20 protein-coding genes and 1 CRISPR repeat array are annotated in these 26210 nt (G+C 66.2%); of the genes, 16 read left to right on the top strand and 4 right to left on the bottom strand.

What is annotated here, in order from left to right; translation table 11 throughout:
• The first annotated feature begins 111 nt into the window (after positions 1–111).
• Genes NKT35_RS22475 through cas2 form a run of 7 tightly spaced genes read left to right on the top strand, consistent with a single transcriptional unit; the run spans position 112 to position 7651 of the window.
• On the top strand, positions 112–2319 hold the full coding sequence (locus NKT35_RS22475; RefSeq protein ID WP_254297494.1) for a CRISPR-associated endonuclease Cas3'': 2208 nt from the start codon (positions 112–114) through the stop codon (positions 2317–2319).
• Positions 2320–2347: 28 nt separating this feature from the next.
• Positions 2348–3016, top strand: a complete 669-nt coding sequence (gene cas5c, locus NKT35_RS22470; RefSeq protein WP_254301426.1) for a type I-C CRISPR-associated protein Cas5c — start codon at positions 2348–2350, stop codon at positions 3014–3016.
• Positions 3013–4788, top strand: coding sequence for a type I-C CRISPR-associated protein Cas8c/Csd1 (gene cas8c / locus NKT35_RS22465; RefSeq protein WP_254297492.1), 1776 nt, complete (start codon positions 3013–3015; stop codon positions 4786–4788). The genes cas5c and cas8c overlap by 4 nt, the downstream gene beginning before the upstream one ends.
• A gap of 10 nt (positions 4789–4798) precedes the next feature.
• On the top strand, positions 4799–5668 hold the full coding sequence (gene cas7c / locus NKT35_RS22460) for a type I-C CRISPR-associated protein Cas7/Csd2 (protein ID WP_254297490.1): 870 nt from the start codon (positions 4799–4801) through the stop codon (positions 5666–5668).
• 11 nt (positions 5669–5679) lie between these two features.
• A complete protein-coding gene (gene cas4 / locus NKT35_RS22455) occupies positions 5680–6306 on the top strand; it encodes a CRISPR-associated protein Cas4 (protein ID WP_254297488.1) in 627 nt (208 codons plus the stop codon).
• 1 nt (position 6307) lies between these two features.
• Positions 6308–7348 carry a type I-C CRISPR-associated endonuclease Cas1c gene (cas1c, locus tag NKT35_RS22450; protein WP_254297486.1) on the top strand — a complete coding sequence of 347 codons (1041 nt, stop codon included), beginning with the start codon at positions 6308–6310 and terminating at the stop codon, positions 7346–7348.
• Positions 7349–7360: 12 nt separating this feature from the next.
• On the top strand, positions 7361–7651 hold the full coding sequence (gene cas2 / locus NKT35_RS22445; protein WP_254297483.1) for a CRISPR-associated endonuclease Cas2: 291 nt from the start codon (positions 7361–7363) through the stop codon (positions 7649–7651).
• A gap of 190 nt (positions 7652–7841) precedes the next feature.
• Positions 7842–8865: a CRISPR direct-repeat array (repeat unit 32 nt; unit sequence GTCGCGCCCCACGCGGGCGCGTGGATTGAAAC).
• 68 nt (positions 8866–8933) lie between these two features.
• Here the strand turns inward: cas2 and NKT35_RS22440 are convergent.
• From NKT35_RS22440 to fepD, 3 genes are read right to left on the bottom strand one after another with little or no spacing between them, the layout of a single operon-like run.
• A complete protein-coding gene (locus tag NKT35_RS22440) occupies positions 8934–9773 on the bottom strand; it encodes an ABC transporter ATP-binding protein (RefSeq protein ID WP_254297482.1) in 840 nt (279 codons plus the stop codon).
• Positions 9770–10813, bottom strand: a complete 1044-nt coding sequence (gene fepG, locus NKT35_RS22435) for an iron-enterobactin ABC transporter permease (RefSeq protein WP_254297480.1) — start codon at positions 10811–10813, stop codon at positions 9770–9772. Before fepG ends, NKT35_RS22440 begins: the two co-directional genes overlap by 4 nt.
• Positions 10810–11820 (bottom strand): Fe(3+)-siderophore ABC transporter permease, encoded by a 1011-nt coding sequence (gene fepD / locus NKT35_RS22430; RefSeq protein ID WP_254297478.1) that lies wholly within the window; start codon positions 11818–11820, stop codon positions 10810–10812. Before fepD ends, fepG begins: the two co-directional genes overlap by 4 nt.
• 148 nt (positions 11821–11968) lie before the next feature.
• Between fepD and entS the strand changes: the two genes are divergently transcribed.
• Positions 11969–13246 carry an enterobactin transporter EntS gene (gene entS / locus NKT35_RS22425; protein ID WP_254297476.1) on the top strand — a complete coding sequence of 426 codons (1278 nt, stop codon included), beginning with the start codon at positions 11969–11971 and terminating at the stop codon, positions 13244–13246.
• 67 nt (positions 13247–13313) lie between these two features.
• Here entS and fepB read toward each other — a convergent pair whose 3' ends face one another.
• A complete protein-coding gene (fepB, locus tag NKT35_RS22420) occupies positions 13314–14315 on the bottom strand; it encodes a Fe2+-enterobactin ABC transporter substrate-binding protein (protein WP_254297474.1) in 1002 nt (333 codons plus the stop codon).
• Positions 14316–14584: 269 nt separating this feature from the next.
• Between fepB and NKT35_RS22415 the strand changes: the two genes are divergently transcribed.
• The 8 genes from NKT35_RS22415 (at position 14585) to NKT35_RS22380 (ending at position 26146) form a co-directional block, all read left to right on the top strand.
• Positions 14585–15709: an efflux RND transporter periplasmic adaptor subunit gene (locus NKT35_RS22415; RefSeq protein WP_254297472.1), complete on the top strand. Its 1125-nt coding sequence runs from the start codon at positions 14585–14587 to the stop codon at positions 15707–15709.
• 3 nt (positions 15710–15712) lie between these two features.
• Complete coding sequence (locus NKT35_RS22410) at positions 15713–18841, top strand: efflux RND transporter permease subunit (protein WP_305883446.1); 3129 nt, start codon at positions 15713–15715, stop codon at positions 18839–18841.
• Complete coding sequence (locus tag NKT35_RS22405; protein ID WP_254297470.1) at positions 18838–20211, top strand: efflux transporter outer membrane subunit; 1374 nt, start codon at positions 18838–18840, stop codon at positions 20209–20211. Before NKT35_RS22410 ends, NKT35_RS22405 begins: the two co-directional genes overlap by 4 nt.
• A gap of 316 nt (positions 20212–20527) precedes the next feature.
• Positions 20528–21694, top strand: coding sequence for an isochorismate synthase (locus tag NKT35_RS22400; RefSeq protein ID WP_254297469.1), 1167 nt, complete (start codon positions 20528–20530; stop codon positions 21692–21694).
• A complete protein-coding gene (locus NKT35_RS22395) occupies positions 21691–23295 on the top strand; it encodes a (2,3-dihydroxybenzoyl)adenylate synthase (protein ID WP_254297466.1) in 1605 nt (534 codons plus the stop codon). The genes NKT35_RS22400 and NKT35_RS22395 overlap by 4 nt, the downstream gene beginning before the upstream one ends.
• Before the next feature lie 8 nt (positions 23296–23303).
• The gene (locus tag NKT35_RS22390; RefSeq protein WP_254297463.1) at positions 23304–24176 is read left to right on the top strand and encodes an isochorismatase; all 873 of its coding nucleotides are present in this window, start codon (positions 23304–23306) and stop codon (positions 24174–24176) included.
• Positions 24177–24179: 3 nt separating this feature from the next.
• Positions 24180–24941, top strand: coding sequence for a 2,3-dihydro-2,3-dihydroxybenzoate dehydrogenase (gene dhbA, locus NKT35_RS22385; protein ID WP_254297461.1), 762 nt, complete (start codon positions 24180–24182; stop codon positions 24939–24941).
• 104 nt (positions 24942–25045) lie between these two features.
• Positions 25046–26146: a 3-deoxy-7-phosphoheptulonate synthase gene (locus tag NKT35_RS22380; protein WP_254297458.1), complete on the top strand. Its 1101-nt coding sequence runs from the start codon at positions 25046–25048 to the stop codon at positions 26144–26146.
• The last annotated feature ends 64 nt before the right edge of the window (positions 26147–26210 follow it).

The raw sequence follows: 26210 nt of genomic DNA, 5'->3' as shown, positions 1-26210 counted from the left end.
GGAGGGTTTGCGAAATTTTAATTAGGTAAAGAATTCATTAGTCTGACCTTCCCTGCAAATTCAATTGCCATGTCTATATCATGGTCATAATTTGACAGGCAAGGCGGCGACATGACCCGATTCTTCGCGCATACCGGCAATGCTGTCGATAAAAGCGACTGGCAAACCTTGATGGAACATTTGGGCAATGTCGGCGAGCTGGCTGGAGCGTTTGCGCGCATATTTGGCGCGGAAGCCATGGGGCAGGCCGGCGGCAGGCTGCATGACTTGGGCAAGTATACGGACAGGTTTCAGCAGCGGCTGTGCGGCGGGCCGCCGGTGGATCATGCCAGTTGGGGCGCGGTGGTGGCTTGCCGCAAGTATCAATCTCTGGGGCATCTGTTGGCTTACGGCATTGCTGGTCATCACGCGGGCCTGGCCAATGGCGAAGAGCGCGGAGAGCGGTCGCCCTTGCGGGAGAGGATGGCGAGCGAGTTGCCGGCCCTAGACCCGCAGTGGCAACAGGAGATAGCTCTGCCTGACACGCTGCCCCCCCCGGAAGGCTTCAGGCCGGATAGGGCGCGCGGAGGTTTCCAACAGGCTTTCCTGGCGCGCATGGTGTTTTCTTGTGTGGTGGACGGCGATTTTCTCGATACCGAAGCCTATTACCGCCGCCTTGATCCACCGCAGAGGCCATCTAGAGGCTCTGCTGTCAGCCTGTTCCAGTTGAAGGGAAAACTGGATCAGCACTTGGCGGGCCTGCCCACGGAGGGCGAGGTCAACAGCCTGCGAGGCGAAATCCTGCACGCCGCGCGCGGCAAGGCTGGCTTGTCTCAGGGCTTGTTTTCACTGACCGTGCCTACCGGCGGCGGCAAAACGCTGGCCTCGTTGGCTTTCGCCTTGGATCACGCCTTGGCGCATGGCTTGCGGCGCGTGATCTATGTCATTCCCTTTACCAGCGTGGTCGAGCAGACTGCCGCCGTGTTTCGCCAAGCTTTCGGCGACTTGGGCGAGCAAGCGGTGCTGGAACACCATAGCGCTTTTGTCGATGACCCCGGCCAAGCGCGTGAAGCGCGCGACAAGCTAGCCTTGGCGATGGAAAACTGGGACTGGCCAGTGGTGGTCACCACCTCGGTGCAGTTTTTCGAAAGCCTGTTCGCGTCGCGGCCTTCGCGTTGCCGCAAGCTCCACAATATCGCAGGCAGCGTCGTTATTCTGGACGAGGCGCAGGCCTTGCCCCTGGCCCAGTTGCGGCCCTGCGTGGCGGCGCTGGACGAACTGGCGCGCAATTATCGCACCAGCGTTGTATTGTGCACCGCCACCCAGCCAGCCTTGAGCGAGTGTGATTTTGCCGGCGGCTTCGCTCAGGTCGAGGAGCTGGCGCCGGACCCGGCGCGCTTGTTCCGCGCGCTGGAGCGCGTCACGGTGCGCCATATCGGCGAAGAGGATGACGCCGCGCTAGCCGCGCGTTTCGCCGCTTCGCCGCAAGCGCTGTGCATCGTCAACAGCCGCCGCCACGCGCGCGAGCTGTATCAGGCAATCCGGCACCTGTCCGGCGCGCGCCATCTGACCACCTTGATGTGTGCGCGGCATCGCACCCAGGTATTGGCTGAAATCAAGACGGACCTGCGCGAAGGCCGGCCGGTGCGACTGGTGGCGACAAGCCTGATCGAGGCTGGCGTCGATATCGATTTTCCCGCCGTCTGGCGCGCAGAGGCGGGGCTGGACGCCGTGGCCCAGGCGGCGGGCCGCTGCAACCGGGAGGGACGGCGCGCGGCCAAGGACAGCGAGGTACTGATCTTCCGCAGCCCCTGCTGGCCGCCGCCGCCCGAGCTGAGGCAGGCAGCGCAGGCCGCAGCCGAAACGCTGCGCCGGCACCAGGGCTCGCCGCTGGGTCAAGCCGCGATCCATGGCTACTTCACGCAACTGTATTGGGACAAGGGCGAGCGGGCATTGGACAAGAATGGCCTGCTGGCTCTGTTGTCCGCCAGCCGGATTCATAACTTGCCTATGGAACGCCTGGATCGCGATTTCCGCATGATTGAATCGGCGCTGCAGCCGGTCATCGTGCCTTTCGATGAGGTTGCGCGCAGGGCCTTGGCAGATCTGGCTTACGCGGAGAGTTGTGGCCAGCTGGCTCGCGCTCTGCAACCGTATCTGGTGCAGATACCGCGCCGGGCCTTCGACGCGCTGCGCGCGGCGGGGGCCATTCAGCCGGTGAATCCCTGTCGCTTCGGCGACCAATTCATGCAGTTGCTCAATCCGGCGCTCTACGACGCCGAGCATGGGCTGAGCTGGGACGATCCGACCTTTGTCGAGGCGGAGAAGAATGTTTGGTGAACTGGGCAGTATCAAGACGAGGTGCATGATGAGCTACGGAATCCGAATCCATGTCTGGGGCGAGCGCGCCTGCTTCACCAGGCCGGAGATGAAGGTGGAGCGCGTGTCTTACGACGTGATCACGCCATCCGCGGCACGCGGCATTTTGGAGGCGGTGCATTGGAAGCCGGCCATCCGCTGGGTAGTGGACCGCATTGGTGTATTGAAGCCGATACGTTTTGAATCGATACGCCGCAACGAAGTGGGCGGAAAGTTGTCAGCCGCCAGCGTGGCCAAGGCGATGAAGGCTGGCCGGATAGATGGCCTGGCGATGTTGGTGGACGATGACCGCCAGCAGCGCGCCGCCACTGTGTTGCGTGATGTCGGCTATGTGATTGAGGCCCACTTCGAGTTGACCGGCAAGGCCGGGGCAGACGACAGCGAGGGCAAGCACCTGGACATCTTCAAGCGGCGCGCGCGCAAGGGACAGCATTTCCACGCGCCCTGCTTGGGCACGCGGGAGTTCGCCGCCAGCCTGGAGTTGGTGGACGATGGCGAAGCGGGGCCGCAGCCCGACGCCAGCCTGGCCGGCGCGCGCGACCTGGGCTGGATGCTGCACGATATCGACTTCGACGACGGCATGACCCCGCGTTTTTTCCGCGCCGAGATGCTCGACGGCTGGATCGCGGTGCCGCCGTGGCGGGAGGCGCGCGCATGATATTGACCGAGCTGCTCGATTACTACCAGCGCCAGGCCGCGCTGGACGCGGTGCCGCGTTTCGGTTTCAGCAGCGAAAAGATCAGCTACGCGCTGTTGCTGAACGAAGCAGGGCAGTTAGTCGACCTGCCGCGCGACATCCGCGTGGCCAAGGGCAAGCGTTACGAAGGGCGGGCATTGAATGTGCCGCAGCCAGAGAAGCGGACAGTGGGCATCCGGGCCAACTTCCTGTGGGACAAGACCAGCTATGTCCTGGGCGTCAGCGCCAAGGCAGGCGGCCGGGTGGCCGATGAACATGCGGCTTTCAAGATGCTGCACGCGAAATGGCTGGCGGACACTGAGGATGAGGGGCTGCGCGCGCTGCGCCGTTTTCTGCAGGACTGGCGGACGGAGCAGTTCGACGCCTTTCCGCCGGAGCTGCAAGAAAGCCTGCGTGACGCCAATGTGGTGTTCCGGCTGGATGGCCGGCGCGAGTATGTGCACGAAAGCCCCGCCGCGCAGCAGCTGCGCGCGCGCATGCTGGCCGAAGGAGGCGGCGAGATGGGCATGTGCCTGGTGAGCGGCGAAACCGCGCCGTTGGCCCGGCTGCATCCGGCGATCAAGGGCGTCAATGGCGCGCAAAGTTCGGGCGCTTCCATCGTGTCGTTCAATCTGGAGTCGTTTGCCTCGTACGGGAAAAGCCAAGGTGCCAACGCGCCCATCTCCGAGTTCGCCGCCTTTGCCTACACCGCGGCGCTCAACCACCTGCTGCGGCGAGAAGAGGATAACCGTCAGCGGCTGCAGATTGGAGACGCCACCGTGGTGTTCTGGGCGCGGGCCGCTAGCGCCGAAGGCGCGGCGGCGGCCGAGGCCGCCTTTGCCGACTGGCTGGATCCGCCGGCCGACGATGCCTCCGAAACCCAGCGTGCGCTGGCGGCATTGCAGGACATCGCCGACGGTCGCCCGGTCGCCGAGCTGGGCCTACGGCTGGAGCCGGACACATGCTTGTTTGTGCTGGGTCTGGCTCCCAACGCCTCCCGCCTGTCCATCCGGTTTTGGGAAAGCGGCCGCTTGGAAAGCTTCGCCGCCCGTTTGGCCGCGCACTACCGCGATCTGGAACTGGCGCCGTCGCCTTGGAGGCGGCCGCCCGGCGTCTGGCGGTTGTTGTACGCCGTCGCCGCCCAGGGCAAGGCCGAGAACGTGCCGCCGCAACTGGCCGGCGAGCTGGCCCGCTCCATCTTGGGCGGCGGCCGTTATCCCCGAAGTCTGCTTGTCAACGCAATCATGCGCATGCGCGCCGACGGCGAGTTGTCCGGCACGCGTGTCGCCTTGTGCAAAGCCGTGCTCGGGCGCGATCAGCGTCTGGGAGTCGCCGGCATCAACCTGGAGCTACCCGTGAGTCTGGACATTGCCAACCGAGATCCCGGCTATCTGCTGGGCCGCCTGTTCGCCGAGCTGGAAAGCATCCAGCGCGGCGCGCTGGGCGAGAAGATCAACGCCACCATTCGCGACCGCTACTACGGCGCGGCCTCCGCCACGCCGGCAAATGTGTTTCCGCTGTTGCTGCGCAACGCCCAGCACCATCTGAGCCGGCTGCGCAAGGACAAGCCGGGTTTGTGGAAGACGCTGGAGCGGGATCTGGCCGACATCATCAACGGACTGGATGCGCCCTTGCCGCGCAATCTGGGCATCGCCGCCCAAGGCCAGTTCGCCATCGGCTACTACCACCAGGCCCATGCCCATTATCACAACAAGGGCGGCGATGCGGCCGCCAGCGAAGAAACCGAAGAATAAGGAGCCCGCCATGAGCCTCGCCAACCGCTATGAATTCGTCTACCTGTTCGATGTCAGCAACGGCAATCCCAACGGCGACCCGGACGCAGGCAACCTGCCGCGGCTGGACCCGGAAACCAACCAGGGCCTGGTCACCGATGTCTGCCTCAAGCGCAAGCTGCGCAACTATGTGGCGCTGGAGAAGGAAAACGAGCCCGGCTTCGCCATCTATATGCAGGAAAAATCGGTGTTGAACCACCAGCACAAACGCGCTTACGAGGCGTTGAGCCTGGAACCGGAGCCGAAGAAGCTGCCCAAGGACGAAGCCAAGGCCCGCGAGCTGACCGCCTGGATGTGCAAGAACTTTTTCGATGTCCGCGCCTTTGGCGCGGTGATGACTACAAAAGTCAATACAGGGCAGGTTCGTGGGCCAGTTCAACTAACTTTTGCAACATCTATTGAACCTGTCGTTCCACTTGAGATTTCCATTACTCGGCTTGCGGTCACTAGTGAGGAAGACGCTGAGAGGAAAGATCGTGAAATGGGCCGCAAGCACATCATCCCTTACGGTCTTTACCGCGCGCATGGCTTTGTTTCCGCCAAGCTGGCCGAGCGCGCCGGCTTCGGCGAGGAGGATTTGCAGCTGTTGTGGCGCGGCCTGATCAATATGTTTGAGCATGACCGTTCCGCCGCGCGTGGCGAAATGACGGCGCGCAAGCTGATCGTGTTCAAGCACGAATGCGCGCTGGGCAACGCGCCTGCGCACCGCCTGTTTGACTCTGTCCGCGTGAGCCGGGTGGGCGAAAATGGGGATAGCCCGGCGCGCGGTTTCGCTGATTACCGGGTAGAACTGGACCGCGCCGCCCTTCCCGCCGGCGTGGAGGCGCTGGAGCTGCTGTAGGAGAGGGCGTGATGGAAGACGATGACCTGATTCCGCTCTCCGCCCTGCAACATTATTTGTACTGCCCCCGGCAATGCGCGCTGATCCATTTGGAACAGCAATGGGAAGACAACGCGCAAACGGCCGAAGGGCGCTTGCTGCACGAGCGGGCCGACAGGCCGGGCATGGAAACTCGGCGCGGAGTGCGCACTGCCAGCGCCATGGCGCTTGCCTCGCCAAGGCTGGGCATCGTCGGCGTCGCAGACATCGTCGAATTCCACGGCGGGCCCGATGGCGAGCGGGCCTATCCAGTGGAGTACAAGCGCGGACGGCCCAAAGCGCACCGCGCCGACGAAGTGCAGCTTTGCGCCCAGGCGTTGTGCCTGGAGGACATGCTGGGCGCGGCCATACCCGAAGGCGCGCTGTATTACGGCAAGACGCGCAGACGGCGGCAGGTGGCGTTCGACGACGTCTTGCGGCGGCTGACGCTGGAAACGATAGCCGCCGCGCGCGCGATGTTCGATAGCCGGCAGACGCCGCGCATGGGCTATGAGGCGCGCCGTTGCGACGCCTGCTCGCTGTTGGAATGCTGCCGGCCGCGCCTGCTAGACCGCGCCCAGAGCGTGGAGCAATGGCTGAAACAGCAATGGGATGCCTGAGATGAGACGACAACTCAACACGGTTTACGTCACCACGGAAGGCGCGTGGCTGCGCAAGGACGGCGAAAATCTGGTGATGGAAGTGGAGGGCAGCGAGCGCGCCCGCCTGCCGGTGCATATGCTGGAAGGCCTGGTTTGCTTTGGCCGCGTGCTAGTGTCGCCGCCTCTGATGGGCTTCTGTGCCGAGCGAGGCATCTCCATCAGCTATTTGAGCCAAAATGGCCGTTTCCTGGCTCGGGTGGAAGGGCCGGTCTCCGGCAATGTGTTGCTGCGCCGCGCCCAATATCGAGCCAGCGACGACGGATCAAGCAGCGCATCGTTGGCGCGGCACTTGTTGCTGGGCAAGCTGCACAATCAGCGCGCCGTGCTGTCGCGCGCGCTGCGCGATCATGGCGAAGGATTGAGCGCTGAAGCCCGCTGCGAACTGGAGCAAGCGCGCAAACGTTTGAGCCGGCTGGCCGACAAACTATGGCATGTCGAAGACCTAGACGCCTTGCGCGGGGTGGAAGGCGAGGCGGCGCAGAATTATTTCACCGTTTTTCCGCATCTGCTGCGAGTGGACGATCCCGCCTTGGGTTTTGCCGGTCGCAGCCGCCGGCCGCCGCGCGACCCCGTCAACGCCGTGCTGTCCTTCCTGTATACCCTGCTTACGCATGACTGTCGCTCCGCGCTGGAGAGCGTGGGCCTTGACCCGGCGGTGGGCTTTCTGCATCGGGACCGCCCAGGCCGCCCCAGTTTGGCGCTGGATCTGGTGGAGGAGTTCCGGCCGGTTCTGGCTGACCGTCTGGCCTTGTCCTTGTTCAACCGCCGGCAACTGGCGGCCAAAGATTTTCGCGGCCAGGACAACGGCGGCGTGCTGCTGAGCGACGAGGCGCGCAAAACGGTGCTGGTGGCTTATCAGGAGCGCAAACGGGACAGCCTGCTGCACGCCTACCTGGATGAAAAGGCCGAATTGGGTCTGTTTCCATCTATCCAGGCGCAATTGCTGGCCAGGCATTTGCGCGGCGATCTGGATGCCTATCCGCCATTCTTATGGAAATAGGAGGAAAGGACGATGATGGTGCTGGTCAGTTATGATGTTCGCACCCAGGACAAGGACGGGGCTGCTCGGCTGCGCAAGGTGGCGAAGGCCTGCCGCGACTTTGGCCAGCGCGCTCAGTACTCGGTATTCGAAATCGAGTTGGAGCCGGCGCAATGGGTGCTGTTGCGCGACAAGTTGTGCTCGCTAATCGATCCCAAGCAGGACAGCCTGCGTTTTTACTATCTGGGCAATAACTGGAAGCAGAGAGTCGAGCACGTCGGCGCCAAGCCCGTGTTGGACTTGCAAGGCCCTTTGGTTTTATGAGCGAGGCCGTCCGGCGCGAACCGCAAGCGGATGCCGAAACCCGGGGAGGTTCGCGAAGGCCGGAAAGCCTTGCGCCGCCTGCTTCTCTTTCGCCAAGCAGGGCAAACAAGCTCATGAAGTCGCCAGACATGACCGGGTTCGCGTTTTTCTGGCGAAAAATCTTTTGCAAACAAACAGTTTGAAGCACCCTGTCGCGCCCCACGCGGGCGCGTGGATTGAAACGCCGCATCGATTTCGATGGAGTACGCCGGGCCGGTCGCGCCCCACGCGGGCGCGTGGATTGAAACAACGCGATGGCTTACGTCGCCCCCATGTCATTGGCCGGTCGCGCCCCACGCGGGCGCGTGGATTGAAACACGGCTATTGGGAACCGGGGCATGCCGGTCGCCGTGTCGCGCCCCACGCGGGCGCGTGGATTGAAACACCACTTGGGAATTAGTGCCGCGCAGGGCGTACGTCGCGCCCCACGCGGGCGCGTGGATTGAAACAATCACGCGCACCTGCTCGATTGCAGAGGCGGTGAAGTCGCGCCCCACGCGGGCGCGTGGATTGAAACCTTGCCTGGCGTGCCTATCATCTGGTCAGAGCAGGTCGCGCCCCACGCGGGCGCGTGGATTGAAACAGGAGGTTGATCCGGTCACGCACCAGCGGGTGTCGCGCCCCACGCGGGCGCGTGGATTGAAACACCTTTTGGTGTTGTGCTCCAACAATACCAAACGGTCGCGCCCCACGCGGGCGCGTGGATTGAAACCGAAGATGCGTTGTCGTCCTCGGAGGTGAAGAAGCGTCGCGCCCCACGCGGGCGCGTGGATTGAAACACTCAACAGCGCAGAACACCGCGCACCGATCCTTGTCGCGCCCCACGCGGGCGCGTGGATTGAAACCGAAGATGCGTTGTCGTCCTCGGAGGTGAAGAAGCGTCGCGCCCCACGCGGGCGCGTGGATTGAAACCGCCGTAAATATATTCGTAAAACCAGTCGTTATGTCGCGCCCCACGCGGGCGCGTGGATTGAAACGACGACATCTACGCCGCACACCACGCCGAGGTAAGTCGCGCCCCATGCGGGCGCGTGGATTGAAACAGGTCTAGCGCGCTGTGAATGTTCATGGCCTGCAGTCACGCCCCATGCGGGCGCGTGGATTGAAACGACAAGGATGTGACCGAGTAGCAAGGCCAGTTTGGTCGCGCCCCACGCGGGCGCGTGGATTGAAATTTCTCGACGTGAGATATAAGGCCAATGCGACCTCGGGCGCGCCTATGTCCATTTCCGCTGGCTTGCGTTCAGCGCGGAATCACCATGGGCGTATGGCTGACCGGGTCTTCGATGATCAGGCAGGGCAGGCCGAATACCTGTTCGATCAGCTCGGCGGTGACGATGCGCGACGGCGCGCCTTCGGCGACGATGCGGCCGTCTTTCATTGCGATCAGGTGAGTTGCATAGCGGCAGGCGTGGTTGATGTCGTGCAGCACCGCTACCAGCGTGCGGCCGCCGTCCCGGTTCAGCCGGCGGAACAGCTCCAAGAGCTCGATCTGGTGGGCGATGTCCAGATAGGTGGTGGGTTCGTCCAGCAGCAACAGCGGCGTCTGCTGGGCCAGGGTCATCGCCACCCACACCCGCTGGCGCTGGCCGCCGGATAGCTCGTCCACCTGGCGGTCGGCCAATTCGGCGGTGCCGGTGGCGGCCATGGCCTGATTGACCGCGTCTTCATCGCCGCGGCTCCATTGCCGCAACAAGCCTTGATGCGGGTAGCGGCCGCGCGCCACCAGATCGGCCACGGTGATGCCGTCCGGCGCGACGGCGCTTTGCGGCAACAGGCCCAGCTGGCGGGCCACCGCCTTGGCCGGCTGGCTGTGGATGTCGCGGCCGTCCAGCCGCACCTGGCCATCCAGCGGCTTCAACAGGCGGCTGAGGCTGCGCAGCAGCGTGGATTTGCCGCAGCCGTTGGGGCCGATGACCACGGTGAAGGAGCCGTCGGGAATCCGCAGGTTCAGCTGTTCGCAAATCACTCTTTGCCGATAACCCAGGCGCAGCTGGTCGCCAGACAGGCGCGGCAGGCCGGCGGCGGAGGGGATGGCGTCGACGGCTGCGCCGGGGGAGAGCTTGAGGGTCAGGGTGGTCATGGTTTCGCGCCTCCGGTTTGGCGCAGCAGCAGCCACAGCAAATACAGGCCGCCAATGCTGATGGTGACGACGCCAACCGGCAGTTGGCGCGGATAGAACAGATGTTGCGCGGCGTAGTCGGCCGCCAACAGCAGCAGCGCGCCGGTCCAGGCGGCGGTGAGCGGGCTGGTGGCGCGCGCGCGTTGCAGGCGCTGGGCGATCTGCGGCGCGGCCAGCGCGATGAAGGAAATCGGCCCGGCGGCCGCGGTGGCGGAGGCGATCAGCGCCACGCCCAGGCCCATCAGCAACAGCCGGGCGCGCTCGGCCGGCACGCCCAGCGCGCTGGCGCAGTCGTCGCCCATTTCCAGCAAGCGCATCCACGGTTTCAAGGCCAGCGCCGCCAGCATGGCCAACAGGCAGAACAGCGCGGACGGCAGGCCCTTGCTCCAGGTCATGCCGTTGAGGGTGCCTGCGCCCCAGATGGCGGCGCTCATAGCGGATTCCAGGCTGGCGTTGATCAGCAGCCAGCTGTTGAGCGCGCTCAGCATGGCGCTGACGGCGATGCCGACGATGATCAGCCTGAGGCCTTGCGCGCCGCGCTTCCAAGCCAGCAGGTAGACCAAGGCGGCGGAAGCCAGGCCCCCGGCCAGCGCGCCGCCGGCGATCTGGAAATGCCCGCCGCCGGACAGCGTGATCACCAGCAGCGCGCCGGTATAGGCGCCGGTGTTGAAGCCCACCACGTCCGGGCTGCCCAGCGGATTGCGCAGCAAGGATTGGAAAATGGCCCCGCTCATGCCCAGGGCGGCGCCTATGACCAGCGCCATCGTCACGCGCGGCAGCCGCCATTGCTGCACCACGGCCACGTCCAGCCGGCTGCCGCGGCCTTGCAGGGCGTTCCAGACTTGTTCGAGGCTGAGGTGCAAGGCCCCGGCGCGCAGGCTTATCAAGGCCAGCGCGGCGCAGGCTGCCATCAGCAGCAGCGCCGGCCATAGCCGGCCGGGTTTGACGCGGAAATTGAAGCGGCCGTCCGGGCGGCCCAGCCGCAGCGCCGCCGTTCTCATGCCCGGCCTCCGTTTCCGCCTTGGCTGCGCGCCAGCCAGATCAAGGCCGGCGCGCCGATGAAGGCGGTGACGATGGAGACGCGCAGCTCGCCCGGCGTGAGCAAACGGCCGGCGATGTCCGAGGCCAGCAGCAGAATCGGGGCGAGCAAGGCGGTGAAGGGCAGGCTCCAGCGCAAATCCACGCCGCCCAGGCGGCGCGCGAGGTGGGGAATCATCAGGCCGACGAAGCCTATCGGCCCGGCGGCGGCGGTGCTGGCGCCGCACAGCAGCGTGACGGCGATCACGGTTCCCGCCTGGATCAGCAAGGGGCGGCTGCCCAGGCTGAGCGCCAGATCCTCGCCCAATGCCATCGCGCCCAGCGGGCGGGCCAGCAGCAAGGCCAGCAGGCTGCCGGCCAGGATGGCGGGCGCGGTCTGCGCTACGGCGGCCATGTCGCGCACGTCCAGCGTGCCGGCGCTCCAAAAGCGCAGCCGGTTGAAGGCGATGGGATCAAGCAGGGTGATGGCGGTGGACAAGCCCATCAGCACGGCGCTGACCGCCACGCCGGCCAGCACGATGCGCAGCGGGTCGGCGCGACGGCCGCGCGAGCCGACAACATAGACCAGCAAGGTGGAGAGGAGGGCGCCGGTCGCCGCGCAGGCCATATAGCCGCTATGGCTGTCGATGGACAAGAAGGCTACGCCCAGCACCATGGCAAAGCTGGCGCCGGCATTGACGCCGAGTATGCCGGGATCGGCCAGCGGATTGCGGGTCAGCGCCTGGATCAGCGCGCCGGACAAGCCCAGCGCCGCGCCGGCCAACAGGCCCAGCAAGGTGCGCGGCAGCCGGCCTTGCAGCACGATCACGCTGTCCGGCCCATCGGCCTGGCCCAGCAGGCTGCGCCAAACGATGTCCAGCGGGATGGACTTGGCCCCCAGGGCCAGGCTTAGCGCGCAGAGCAGGGCGAGCAGGGCCAGGCAGGCCAGCAAGAGGCCGATCCGGCGGGTGGAAACAGAGCGGGCAGTCATGTGCAAATGAAAATGATTCCCAATAACAAGGCGTGATGTTACCATGCTTATCACATGAAAGGACAGCCCCGCGGCTGGGCTTGTCATTCCTCAGGCGGCGTCCGTTTGGCGGCATGCCGCGTCTGTTACGAATCCTTGCGTTGAGAAAATGAAAAAATCGTCCATCTTCGTGGATTTCAGCTTGCTCAAGCTGAATCCCCATTTCCGCTCCATTTTCATCGCCCGGATGATCTCCGTGTTCGCCTTCGGCATCCTGATGGTGGCGGTGCCGGTGCAGATCCACCAGTTGACGGGCTCCACGCTGCAGGTGGGCGCGGCGATGGCGCTGGACGGCATGGGCATGTTCGCCGGCCTGATGTGCGGCGGCGTGCTGGCCGACCGCATGGACCGCCGCCGGCTGATCTTGCTGGGCCGCTCTTCTTGCGGGCTAGGTTTTCTGGCGCTGGCCCTGAACGGCTTCATGACGCATCCTTCGGTGACGGCGCTGTATGTGGTGTCGGCCTGGGACGGCTTTTTCAGCGGCATCGGCATCACCTCGCTGATGGCCTCCATTCCGGTCATCGTCGGCCGCGAAAACCTGCCGGCCGCCGGCGCGCTGAGCATGCTGACGGTGCGCTTCGGCGCGGTGCTGTCGCCGCTCTTGGGCGGGGTGATCATCACCGCCGCCGGCGTGAACTGGAACTATCTGCTGGCGGGCATCGGCACGCTGGCTACGCTGATTCCGCTGACTCGCCTGCCTTCCTTGAAGCCGCAGCAGGCCGAGCCAACGCATCCGCTGCGTTCGCTGCTGGAGGGTTTTGAGTTTCTGTGGCAGAACAAGGTGGTCGGCGCGGTGGTGGCGGTGGGCACGCTGCAGACGGTGCTGAGCGCGGTGCGGGTGCTGTATCCGTCGCTGGCCGAAGACGGCTACGGCGGCGGCGCGTTTGAGGTGGGCCTGATGTATTCGGCGGTGCCGCTGGGCGCGATGCTGGGCGCCTTCACCAGCGGCTGGGTGGGCGGCCTCAGCCGTCCCGGCGCGATGATGCTGGCTTGCGTCACCGCCTCGTCGCTGGCCATCGCGTCTCTGGGCGCCTTCACTCATCTGGCCTATGGGCTGGCGGCGCTGGTGGCGCTGGGCTATCTCGGCTCCATCGCCTCCTTGCTGCAGTTCACGCTGGTGCAGGGCCAGACGCCGGACCATCTGCTGGGCCGGGTCAACAGCCTGTGGAACGCGCAGGACGTGGTGGGCGACAGCCTGGGCGCGTTGGGTCTGGGCGCGCTGGCGCGCGCCTTGGCGCCGCTGATGGCGGTGGCCTGGTTCGGCGCCGGTGCGGCGGCGGCGGGTTTGCTGATGTGCCTGGGCTTCGGCTCGCTGCGTCGCCTGCCCGGCGGACACGCGCAGGAAGAGGCCGAGGGCGAGCCGGCGGAGCAGGCCGCAGGGTCTTGAATTTCTGAGGGTATGAAAAAAGCGGACTTCGGTCCGCTTTTTGTTTGGCCGCGGCTGGCGGCCGAGGCTAGGTGAATTGCTTGCGCAGCCGCGCCAGCAGATTGCGCGCGCTGTAGTAATCCAGGCGGAAGGTGTCCAGGCCGGCGACGTACACCTGTTTGCCCTTGACTGCCGGGATGCTGGCCAGGAAGGGATTGGCCAGCACTTGCGGCACTTGGCTCTGGTCGGCGTTGAACAGCAGCATCGATTGGCCGCGCAGGCCATCGGCGAACTTCTCGCCGCTCAGCTCGATGATGTCGTGGCGCGAACCCATGCTGGTATTGCCCTTGACGCTGTCCGGGACGGCGGCGAGCGTGAATCCCAGCGACTGCAGCAGCTTGCCCTGCGCCGATTGCGGCGTCCACAGATTGGCGCCGGAGCCGTCCTCGTAATACACCAGCGCCGAGGTCGGCTGCGGCGGCAGCTTCAGCGCGGCCTTCAGTTTCGCCGCTTCGGCGTCGAAATCGGCGATGGCTTTGGCGGCGTCGGCTTCGCGGCCGGTGGCTTGCCCCAGCAGCGTCGCCAGCTCCTGCCAGCTCTTGTCGTCGTAATTCACCACCAGGGTCGGAGCCATCTGGCTCAATTGCTCGTACAGTTTCAGCGCGGAGTCGCCGCCGGTGCCGGCCATCACGATCAGGTCCGGCTGGGCGGCGATGATGGCTTCGGCATTGGGTTCGCCCTGGTAGAGCGGAGTGACGCCGCGCTGCTTGGCCACCGCGCTCCATTGGGTGAAAAAGCCTTGCTCGTCGGTCACTTTCGAATGGGCGGAACTGCCGCCGCTGGCCACCACCGGCGCGTGGATGGCCAGCAGGGTGCCGGTCAGGGTCACGCTGGTGGATACGATGCGCTGCGGCATCTGCTCCAGCGTCAGCTTGCCCTTGGGCGTGTCCAGCGTGCGCGGCCAGTTGGCATGGCTGGCTGCGGATGCGTCTTTGGCGTCAGGCGAGGCGTCGCAGGCGGAAAGCAACATGACGATGCCGGCGGCGGCCAGTTGCAGCGCTCGACGGCGCGAGAGGGAAGAGAGCGGCATGGAGCGGTCCTTTGTCTTTCAATGCAAGCCGAATTGTTGCAATTGATAAGTATTATCATTAGCATTATTGCCCATGCCAGGGTGCGCCGTCCAGATAGGCCGGTCGCTGGCGAGTCGGGGAGGCGGTTGGTCTGCCGTTGCGTTTCGCTTGCGCGCGGCCTGCGGCGGCTTCTGTCATGGAATGGGAATGAGCCAGCCGCCGGGCCGGGTTTGTCTTGCGTTTGGGCGCGAGGCGGCCGGTCCTGGGCTTGGCCGGAATGCGCGGAAACATGCGGATAGTGATGGCGATGGTGATGGCGGCGGGCCTGGCCGGCTGCAAGGGGACGGACACGGCGCCGGAGGCGGGCAAGCCGCCCGAGGTGGGGGTGGTGAAACTGGAGGCGAAGGACGTGGCGATTAGGGCCGAACTGGCCGGCCGCACCGTAGCCTTCCGCAGCGCCGAAGTCCGGCCGCAGGTAAACGGCATCGTATTGAAGCGCGCTTTCACCGAGGGCAGCCTGGTGAAAGCTGGCGACTTGCTGTACCAGATTGATCCGGCCGGCTACCAGGCGGCTTTGCAGCAGGCCGACGCGACGCTGGCCTCGGCCCGCGCCGCGCTGGGCAGCCTCAAGGGCCGCGCCGAGCGCTATGCCGAGCTGGCCAAGATAGACGGCGTCAGCCGCCAGGAGCGCGAGGAGGCGGACGCCGACTACCGCAAAGGCCTGGCCGCGGTGAAGGCCGGCGAGGCGGCGGTGGCGGCGGCCAGGGTGGACCTGTCGCGCACCCGCGTGCTGGCGCCGATTTCCGGCCGTATCGGCCGCTCCGCCGTCAGCGAGGGCGCCTTGGTCACCTCGGGCCAGAGCGCGGCGCTGGCCACCATCCAGCAGCTGGACCCGATGTACGTGGACATCGTCCAATCCAGCCAGGACCTGTTGGCGTTCAAGCGCCGGCAGGCCGACGGCGAGCTGCAGCCCGCCGGCGCGGCCGCCAGGCTGAAGCTGGAGGACGGCGCGCCGTACCGCCATCCCGGCAAGCTGCGCTTTACCGAATTGAACGTGGACCGCGTCTCCGGCACGGTGACGCTGCGCGCCGAATTCCCCAATCCCGAAGGTCTGCTGCTGCCCGGCATGTATGTGCGCGCCGAGCTGGAGCAGGGCGTGCGCCGCCTGGCAGTATTGGCGCCGCAGCAGGGCGTGGCGCGCGACGACAAGGGGCGCGCTACCGCGCTGGTGCTGGGCGCCGGCAACAAGGTGGAGCAGCGGCTGCTGACGACGGAAGGCACCCACGGCGCTTACTGGCTGGTGACCACGGGATTGAAAGCCGGCGACCGGCTGATCGTAGACGGCCTGCAGCGCGCCCGCCCGGGCGAGGCGGCGACGCCGGTGGCCTTGCCGGCCCAGGCCGGGAGGAGCTGAGCGATGCTGGCGCGTTTCTTCATAGACCGCCCGGTCTTCGCCTGGGTGCTGGCCATCGTCATCATGCTGGCCGGCCTGTTCGCCTTGCGCGCGCTGCCGGTGTCGCAATATCCGGACATCGCCCCGCCCACGGTGATGGTCAGCGCCAGCTACCCCGGCGCGTCCGCCCAGGTGGTGGAGACCAGCGTGATCCAGGTGCTGGAGCAAGAGCTGAAGGGTCTGGACAAGCTGATGTACTTCAGCTCCACCAGCTCCTCGTCCGGCCAGGCCGAGATCATGCTCACCTTTCGCCAGGGCGCGAATCCCGACACTGCCCAGGTGCAGGTGCAGAACAAAGTCAGCCAGATGCTGGCGCGGCTGCCGCAGCAAGTGCAGCAGAACGGGTTGTCGGTGCAGAAGATGCAGGGCGACTTCCTGTTGATCGCTTCCTTTTACGATGTCAGCGGCCAACGCAGCGACACCGATATCGCCGATTGGCTGGCTAGCAATGTGCAGGACCCGCTGAGCCGGGTGGACGGCGTCGGCTCGGTGCGCGCCTTCGGCGCGCCATACGCGATGCGGATATGGCTGGACCCGCACAAACTCAACAGCTACGGCCTGATTCCCTCCGACGTCAGCGCCACCGTTTCCAAGCAGAACACCGAGGTGTCTGTCGGGGAACTGGGCGCTCGGCCGTCGCCGGCCGGGCAGCAGCTCAACGCGATGGTGACGGCCTGGTCGCGGCTGTCCACGCCGGAGCAGTTCCGCGATATCGTGGTCAAGGCGTTGCCGGACGGCGGCGCGGTGCGGTTGGGCGATGTGGCGCGGGTGGAGCTGGGACAGGAGGATTACAGCAGCAGCTCGCGGCTGAATGGCCATCCGGCCTCCGGCCTGGCGGTGATGCTGGCGCCGGGCGCCAACGCGCTGGCCACCGCAGAGGCGGTGAAGACGCGCGTCGCCGAGCTGCAGCGCAATTTCCCGCCCGGCATCCGCGTCGCCTATCCGGAGGACACCACCCATTTCGTCCGGCTGTCGATACGCGCGGTGATGGAAACGCTGCTGGAAGCGGTGGTGCTGGTGGTGCTGGTGATGTACGTGTTCCTGCGCAACTGGCGCGCGACGCTGATTCCGGCGCTGACGGTGCCGGTGGTGCTGCTGGGCACTTTCGGGGTGCTGGCGGCGGCCGGCTTCGGCATCAACACGCTGACGCTGTTCGGCATGGTGCTGGCCATCGGCCTGCTGGTGGACGACGCCATCGTGGTGGTGGAGAACGTTGAGCGGGTGATGCACGAGCAAGGCGTGGACGCGCATACGGCCACCGTGCGCTCGATGGGCGAGATCGGCGGCGCGCTGGTCGGCATCGGCCTGGTGCTGGGGGCGGTGTTCTTGCCCATGGCTTTTTTCGGCGGCTCGGTCGGCGTCATCTACCGCCAGTTTTCGATCACCATCGTCGCGGCGATGGCGCTGTCGGTGCTGACTGCGCTGACGCTGACGCCGGCCTTGTGCGCGACGCTGCTGCGGCCGGAAAAGCCATCGGATAGCGGCCCTTTGGCCGCGTTTGAGCGCCGTTTCCTCCGTTTGCAGTCGGCCTATGCCGACCGCTGGCTGCCAAGCTGGCTGCGCCGCCCATTGCGCGGCGGCCTGGTTTACCTGGCGCTGATCGCCGGACTGGCCGCGCTGTATCCGCAGCTGCCCACAGCTTTCATTCCGGACGAGGACCAGGGCACGGTGATGGTGCAGTTCACGCTGCCTACTGGCGCCACTCACGAGCGCGCCGACAAGGTGGCGCGCGCGGTGGAGAAGCATTTTCTTGAGACCGAGAAGGCCAATGTGGAGTCGGTGTACATGCTGTCCGGCTTCAGCTTCGGCGGCTCCGGCCAGAACGCCGGCATGGCCTTCGTCGCGTTGAAGGACTGGTCGCAGCGGTCGGGCGCCGGCAACAGCGCGCAGGCGATCGCCGACCGCGCCACCGTCGCGCTGGCTTCGCAGCGCGACGCCGAGGTGTTCGGCATGGTGCTGCCGCCCATCGGCGGCCTGGGGCAGACCAACGGTTTCGAATTCTGGCTGCAGGACGCGTCCGGCGTGGGGCGCGAAGTCCTGGCCAAGGCCGGCGACCAGTTGCTGAAGGCCGCGCAGGGCGACGACAGGCTGAGCGCGGTGCGTTCCGGCGCGCCCGACGACAAGCCGCAATTGCGGTTGGACGTGGACCAGCGCAAGGCGGCCGTTCTGGGGCTGGACCCCGCCAATGTCGCCGACACGCTGGGCGCGGCCTGGGGCGGGCGCTACATCAATGATTTCATCGACCGCGGCCGGGTGAAGAAAGTGATGATGCAGGCCGACGCGCCTTACCGTTCCAAGCCCGAGGACCTGGGCCTGTGGTTTGTCCGCGGCGCGGACGGCATGATGACGCCGTTTTCCGCTTTCGCCCGCGCGCGCTGGGAATACGGCCCGGCGCAGCTGAACCGCTACAACGGCCTGCCGGCGTTGCCGCTGTCGGGCTCGGCCGCCGCCGGAATCAGCTCCGGCGAGGCGATGCGGGCGGTGGAGGCGATCGCCGGCAAGCTGCCGGGCACCCAATACGAATGGAGCGGCCTGTCCTACCAGGACCGGCTGTCCAGCGGCCAGACGCCGTTGCTGTACGCGGTGTCCATCCTGTTTGTCTTCCTGTGCCTGGCGGCGCTGTACGAAAGCTGGCTGGTGCCCTGCGCCGCGATGACGGCGATTCCGCTGGGCGTGCTTGGCGCGGTATTGGCGGTGATGGCGCGCGGCCTGGCCAACGACATCTATTTCCAGGTGGGGCTGTTGACGACGATAGGCCTGTCGGCCAAGAACGCGATTCTGATCATCGAGTTCGCCGAAGCGGCGATCCGGCGCGGCGCGGCTCCGCTGGACGCGGCGCTGGACGCCGCCCGCCAGCGGCTGCGGCCGATACTGATGACCTCGCTGGCCTTCGGCTTCGGCGTGGCGCCGCTGGTCTGGGCCGGCGGGCCCGGAGCCGGCAGCCAGAACGCCATCGGCGCGGCGGTGTTGGGCGGCGTGTTGTCCGCCACCGTGCTGACGCTGTTCTTCGTGCCGCTGGCGCATGTGTTGATCCGGGGCCTGGCCGGACGCGTCGCAGCGCGACGTGTGAAGCTGGCGGAGGCGCGGCCATGAAACGAGTTTTCTGCTTATTGATGGGCGCGGTTTTGGTTGGCTGCGCGTCGCCGCAGCCGGATTACCAACGGCCCGCCGCGCCGGTGCCGGCGCATTGGCCGGCGGCGGACGCGGAGGGCTGGCTGGCGGATGTGGCCTGGCGGCGCTTCTTCGTCGACGACGGCCTGCGCGAAACCATCGCCCAGGCCTTGGCCAACAACCGCGATTTGCGCGCGGCCGTCGCCAATGTCCAGGCGGCGCGGGCGCAGTACCGGATACAGAACGCGGCGCGGCTGCCGACCGTGCAGCTGCAGGGCAACGCCAACCGCCAGCTGACCCGCGGCGGCGATCCGTCGTTGGCGGTGGACAGCCGCGGGGTCAGCGCCGGCTTGGGCGTCAGCGCGTTCGAGCTGGACCTGTTCGGCCGGGTGCGGAGCTTGAGCGACGCGCAATGGCAACGCTATCTGGCCAGCGAGGCCGGCGCGCAGGCGGCGCGGGTCAGCCTGATCGCGGAAACCGCCAACGCTTACCTGGCATTGGCCGCCGACCGCAGCCAGCTGGCCGCGGCGCGGGCGACGCTGCAAAGCGCCGAGCGCTCGCTGGCCTTGACGCGCGAGCGGCTGCGGCTGGGCGCGTCTTCCGCGCTCGATGTCAGCTCCATGGAAACGGTGCGGCAGCAGGCGCGGGCCGATGTCGCCCGCTACCAGGGGCTGGCGGAGCGGGACCGCTTGGCGCTGCAATTGCTGGTCGGCGCGGAGTTGGAGCAGGCGCGCTTGCCGGCGGCGCTGGAGGACAAGCCCTACACGCTGGCGGCGCTGCCGGTGGACGCGCCGGCCGATGCTTTGCTGCGCCGGCCGGATGTTCGCCAGGCGGAGAATTTGCTGCGGGCCGCCCATGCCGACGTGGACGCCGCGCGGGCGGGCCTATGGCCCAAGCTGGGGCTTAGCGCCAGCTCAGGACTGAGCGGCGTAACGCTGGCCAGCTTGTTGAATACTCCCGCGCGCGCGTTGAGCTGGGCGTTGGACGCGAGCTTGCCCTTGTTGGATGGCGGCGCGGCCAAGGCCGGAGTAGATCAGGCGGAAGCGCAGCGGCTGGCGGCGCTGGCCGCCTATGAGAAAGCTTTGCAGAATGGATTCCGCGAGGTGGCAGACGCCTTGAGCCAGCGCCAGGCGCTGGCGGAGGAAAAGCAGGCGCGGCAGGCATCGCTTGCCAGCGCGGAAAGCTCGCTGCGGCTGGCGGAGGCGCGTTATCGGCAGGGGCTGGATGGCTATCTGAGCCTGCTGGAGGCGCAGCGCGCCGCGCAATCCGCGCGCCAGCAGTGGGTCAGCGCCAGCCTGGTCGAGGCGGAGAACATGGCGGTGTTGTATCGGGCGCTGGGCGGCGGAGGCTAGCGTCCAGCACGCCGCGACAAGGCCTGATCCCGCGCGGCGTCTCTTTGTTTCGGCGCCGCCGAGCTTCGCGATTGGTCGGCGACGCTAAGCTTGCACAGCGTTGCGCAGCAGGGCTGGCTGAGTCCTGCTTGCGGGGTGTTGACGCCGCGCTCCCGGCCTTGTGGAGCGCGGGCTGTGCGGCGAAGCAGGAGGGGCGTGATATTGGAATGTAAATGACTGTGTTTGATTGCTATTGACATTCAGCGGCGCAAGATATAGATTGAATGATAATTATTATCATTATCAAGTGATGTGCAATCGCATAATGGACTATTCCATGCATCCGCAGACTTCCACCTCCGGCCAGCAGGCTGGACAAGATGAATACCTGTTTTTGTCCGGCCACCGCAGTCTTCGAGCTTCCGGTATTTTCAGGCGGCTCAACACACCCGCAGGCGATGGCGGATTCGACAGCCATGTCGCCGCCGCGTTTGGCGCGGCCCGCGCCGCCGGCATCGCGCAGCCGGTCTTGATGGGCGCGATTCCTTTCGACCTGGACCAGCCCTCGCAGCTGTTCATACCGCATGAGGCGCGCTTCTTCGACCGCGCCGAACGGCTGGCCGCAGCCATGGCCGGCAAGGCGGCGCGCGGCGAAGTGGTGCGTGCCAGCAGCATGCCGGACGAGCAAGGCTTCAAGGCCGCCGTGCGCCAGGCCATCGCCAACTTCCAGCACAGCGAGATCAAAAAGGCCGTGCTGTCGCGCATTTGCGAGCTGCGTTTCGCCCAACCGGTGGCGGTGGATGCGATTTTCGACGCGCTGTGCCGGCAAAATCCGCATGGCTACCAGTTCCGGCTGCCTATGCTGGACGGCAGCTCGCTGATCGGCGTCAGTCCGGAGTTGCTGCTGCGCAAGTCAGGCAAGCAGATCCTGACCTTCCCGCTGGCCGGCTCGGCCAAGCGCCAGGCCGATGCCGCGCAGGACGAGGCCGTCGGCGCGGATTTGCTGGCTTCGGCCAAGGACCACTACGAGCACAGCCTGGTGATAGATGAAATCCGCCGCGTGCTGGCGCCGCATTGCCAGGCGCTGGACGTGCCGGCAGCGCCTAATTTGCTGAGCACCAGCGCCATGTGGCATCTGGGCACCCGCATCGATGGCGAGCTGGCGGATGGCGCGTCGTCGTCGCTGGGGCTGGCTTGCCAACTGCATCCCACGCCGGCGGTTTGCGGCTATCCGACAGCGCTGTCGCGCAAGCTGATCAATCTGATCGAGCCTTTCGAACGCGGCGTGTTCAGCGGCATGGTGGGCTGGTGCGACGAGCATGGCGACGGCGAGTGGGTCGTCACCATACGCTGCGCCACCATCCAGCAGGAAACCGTCCGGCTGTTTGCCGGAGCGGGCATTGTCGAGGCCTCGTCGCCTGAGGCGGAGTGGGCGGAAACCCAGGCCAAGCTGGGCACCATGCTGGGCGCTTTCGGGCTGACCGCGGCGGAGGCATTGGCATGAGCATTCCTTACACCCGTTGGCCGCAAGCATTGGCGGATCAATATCGCGCGGCCGGCTACTGGACGGATTTGCCGCTGAGCGAAATGCTGGCGCGCCACAGCCGGCTGCGGCCGGATGCGCCCGCCGTGATCTGCGGCGAAAGGACGCTGAGCTACGCCGAGCTGGATCGCCAGTCGCGCAATCTGGCCGCCTGGCTGCTGAGCCAGGGCGTTGGCCGGCATGACACCGCCCTGGTGCAATTGCCCAATGCCGCGGAATTCTATGTGACGCTGTTCGCCCTGCTGCGCATCGGCGCGGCGCCGGTCAATGCCTTATTCAGCCATCAAAGGCTGGAGCTTGCCGGCTACGCGGACCAGATCCAGCCGCGTTTGCTGATAGCGGATCGCCGCCATCCCTTGTTCGCCGGCGATGCCTTCATTGACGAGCTGCGCCAGCGCTCGCCGGGCTTGTCCACGGTAGCGCTGTTGGGCGATGGCCTGGATGATATTTTGCAGCGCGATGCCGAGCTGCCGGACACCGCCGGCCCCAGCGCGGCTGACGAGGTGGCGTTCTTCCAACTGTCCGGCGGCAGCACCGGCACGCCCAAGCTGATTCCGCGCACCCACAACGATTACTTCTACAGCGTGCGCCGCAGCGCGGAAATCTGCGAGCTGGGACCGCATACCCGTTTCTTGTGCGCCTTGCCGGCGCCGCACAATTTCCCGCTCAGCTCGCCGGGCGCGCTGGGCGTGTTCCATGCCGGCGGCGCGGTGGTGTTGGCGCCCAGTCCGGAGCCGTTGAGCTGCTTCGCCTTGATAGAGCGGCATCAGGTGGATATCGCCGCGCTGGTGCCGCCCGCCGTGGCCTTGTGGCTGCAGGCGGCGCCGGGGCAGGCGCATCGTCTCGCCAGCCTGAAGCTGTTGCAAGTGGGCGGCGCGAGCTTTGCCGAATCCACCGCGCGGCAAGTGCCGCAGGTATTGGGTTGCCGTTTGCAGCAGGTGTTCGGCATGGCCGAGGGATTGGTTAACTACACCCGCCTGGACGACGGCGACGACAAGATATTCGGCACCCAGGGCCGGCCGATGAGCGACGGCGACGAAGTCAAGGTGGTGGACGAGGCCGGCTATCCGGTGCCGCCAGGCGAGCCGGGCATGCTGGCCACGCGCGGACCGTATACCTTCCAAGGTTATTTCCAGAGCCCGGAGCACAATGCCCGCGCCTTCGATCAGGACGGCTTCTATTACTCCGGCGACATGGTGGTGCGGGACGAACAGGGTTATCTGCGCGTGGTGGGCCGGGTCAAGGACCAGGTCAACCGCGGCGGCGAAAAAATCGCCGCCGAGGAAATCGAACACCTGCTGCTGCGCCATCCACAGGTGGCGCAGGCCGCCTTGGTGGCGATGCCGGACGCGCTGCTGGGCGAGAAAAGCTGCGTCTACATCGTGCCGCGCGGCGATGGCCTGAAGGCCGTGGCCTTGCGCCGATTCCTGCGCGAACTGGGCGTGGCCGATTACAAAATTCCCGACCGCGTGGAGCTGGTGGCCAGCCTGCCGCTGACCCACGTCGGCAAGATTGACAAACAAACGCTGCGCCAAAACCTGGCCGCGGCGGTTTCAGCCTGAGACAAGCAATGAGCATTCCCTCTTTAGACGCGTACGCTTTGCCGCAAGCGGCCGATTTTCCCGCCAACAAGACCGATTGGCGTTTGGAACCATCGCGCGCAGTGTTGTTGATTCACGATATGCAGCGCTATTTCCTGGCTTTTTACGGGCCGGACAGCGCGTTGGCCAAGCAATTGATCGCCCGCATCGCTGATTTGCGGCAGTGGGCCGACCGCCACGGCGTGCCGGTGGTGTATACCGCGCAGCCCACCGAGCAAAGCGCGCAAGACCGCGCCTTGCTCAACGATATGTGGGGGCCGGGCCTGACCCGCGCCGAACCGGCCCAGCAGGCGGTGACGCCGGAGCTGGCGCCGCGCGAAGGCGACATCGTGCTGGACAAATGGCGTTACAGCGCTTTCCAGCGCAGCGATCTGCAAGAGCGCATGCAGGCCTGGGGCCGCGACCAACTGCTGATTTGCGGCGTGTACGCCCACATCGGCTGCATGATGACGGCGGCGGACGCCTTCATGCGCGACATCCAGGCTTTCCTGGTGGGCGACGCCGTGGCGGATTTCAGCGAGGAAGAGCACCGCATGGCCTTGCGCTATGTGGCCACGCGCTGCGGCAAGGTGATCTCCCATGCCGAGCTGGCGGTGGCCGCCGACAAGCCGACGCGCGATTGGCTGAAGGCGCAGGTGCTGGCCGTGCTGGAGGATGGCGACGATAGCCTGGCGGGAGAGGACAACCTGATCGACTATGGTTTGGACTCGGTGCAGGTGATGGCCCTGGTGGCCCGCTGGCAGGCTTTGGGCATCAAGGTGAGTTTCGAAGATCTGGCCCGCGATCCGTCGTTGGATGGCTGGTGGGGGCTGATCGCTCCGCAAGTGGCGGAGGCGGCGTAGGGCATGTTGAAACTGGATTTTGCCGGGCAGCGGGTGTGGGTGACCGGCGCGGCCCAGGGCATAGGCGCGGCCATCGCCGCTGCCTTTGCTGAGGCCGGCGCGGAAGTGATCGAGCTGGACAAGCAGTTTGCCGGCGACGAGCGTCTCGATGGCAGGCGGCGCATCGCGCTGGACATCGCCGACCCGGCCCAAGTGGGCGAGCTGTGCCGACGCCTGGAAGTTGAGGAGGCGCTGCCGGACGTGCTGATCAACGCCGCCGGCGTGTTGAGGCAGGGACATGCCGATGCGCTGTCGCTGGAGGACTGGCGTTTGTGCTTTGCGGTCAATGTCGACGGCCCCTTCCATTTATTGCGCGAACTGCTGCCGCACTTCAAGCGGCGGCGGGCCGGCGCCATCGTCAATATCGCCTCCAACTCCGCGCATGTGCCGCGCTTGGGGCTGGCGGCCTATTCGGCCAGCAAGGCCGCCATGGCCACGATGAGCCGCATTGTGGCGCTGGAGCTGGCGCCCTATGGTGTGCGCTGCAATCTGGTGTCGCCGGGCTCCACCGATACGCCGATGCTGCGCGGCATGTGGGCCGATGACAGCGGCGAGGCGCGCACCATCGCCGGCAGGCCGGAGTCTTATTGGGTGGGCATTCCGCTCGGCAAGCTGGCGCGCCCCGACGATGTGGCCGCCTCCGTGCTGTTCCTGGCTTCGCCGCTCGCCGGCCATCTCACCATGCAGGACCTGGTGGTGGATGGCGGCGCCACGCTGGGCGCCTGAGGCATCGCTTTTATCAAACTTCAAGGCGATATGCTTGCCATATCGCCCCTTGCCGCGGCCGCCGGCTCTGGATCCGGCGCCGCGGCCCACTGCGGAGATATTCCATGAACCAGCTTGTCGGCCTGCCGGCCAGCGCGCGCGAGGCCGCGCTGGCATCCGAGCTGTCTGCCACCAATGCGAGCTATCACAGCATGCCCAGCCCCGGCGAGCTGCTGGCCCGCCTGCCGATGACGCCGGAGGCCGCGCGGCAGGCGCGTCTGGGCAGGCTGGCGGTGCGGCAGGCGCTTGCCGGCAACGATCCGCGCTGGCTGGTGGTGGTGGGGCCGTGCTCCATACACGACACGCAGGCCGGACTGGATTACGCGCGCCGGCTGGCTGACTTGTCGGCGGAGCTGGGCGACACCTTGCTGATCGTGATGCGCGCTTATTTCGAAAAGCCGCGGACCACGGTGGGCTGGAAAGGGTTGATCAACGATCCTTATATGGACGACAGCTGCTGCGTGGAAGAGGGCATGCATATGGCCAGGCGCTTCCTGCTGGCGGCGAGCGAGCTGGGCGTGCCGCTGGCCGGCGAGGCGCTGGACCCGGTGTCGCCGCTGTATCTGGCCGACTTGCTGAGCTGGGTGGCCATAGGCGCGCGCACCACCGAATCGCAAATCCATCGCGAACTGGCGTCCGGCATGGAAACCGCCGTCGGTTTCAAGAACGGGACGGATGGCTCGCTGGATACGGCGCTGCACGCCATCCAGTCGGCTTGCAGCCCGCATGTGTTTTTGGGCGCGGACCGAGACGGCAAAGTGGCGGTGGTGCGCAGCCGCGGCAATCCGCATTGCCATCTGGTGTTGCGCGGCGGTGGCGGGCGGCCCAATTACGATTCGGTCAGCATCGCGCTGGCGGAGGCCGCGATGAAAAAGCACGCCATCGATCCCGTCATCATGGTGGACTGCGCGCATGGCAACTCGTCGAAGCAGTACGAACGCCAAGCGGTGGTGCTGGCTGATGTGGTGGGACAAATTGTCCATGGCAACCGCAGCATCCGCGGCGTGATGATAGAAAGCTTCATCGAGGCCGGCCGGCAGGATATCCCGGCCGACCAAAGCCTGCTGCGTTACGGTTGCTCGGTCACCGACCCCTGCGTGGGCTGGGACGATACCGTGTCCATGCTGCGAGAGGCCCGCAAGCGTTTGCGGCCGCTGATCGCTTAGCCGCATGCATTGATTGGGCGTAAAGCGGCAAAGGGACGCCTTTGCCCGCAAGCGCCTCTCTTGC

It is taken from the genome of Chromobacterium sp. IIBBL 290-4, from assembly GCF_024207115.1.
Classification (GTDB): Bacteria; Pseudomonadota; Gammaproteobacteria; order Burkholderiales; family Chromobacteriaceae; genus Chromobacterium.
This window is presented reverse-complemented; position numbering and strand designations above follow the sequence as displayed.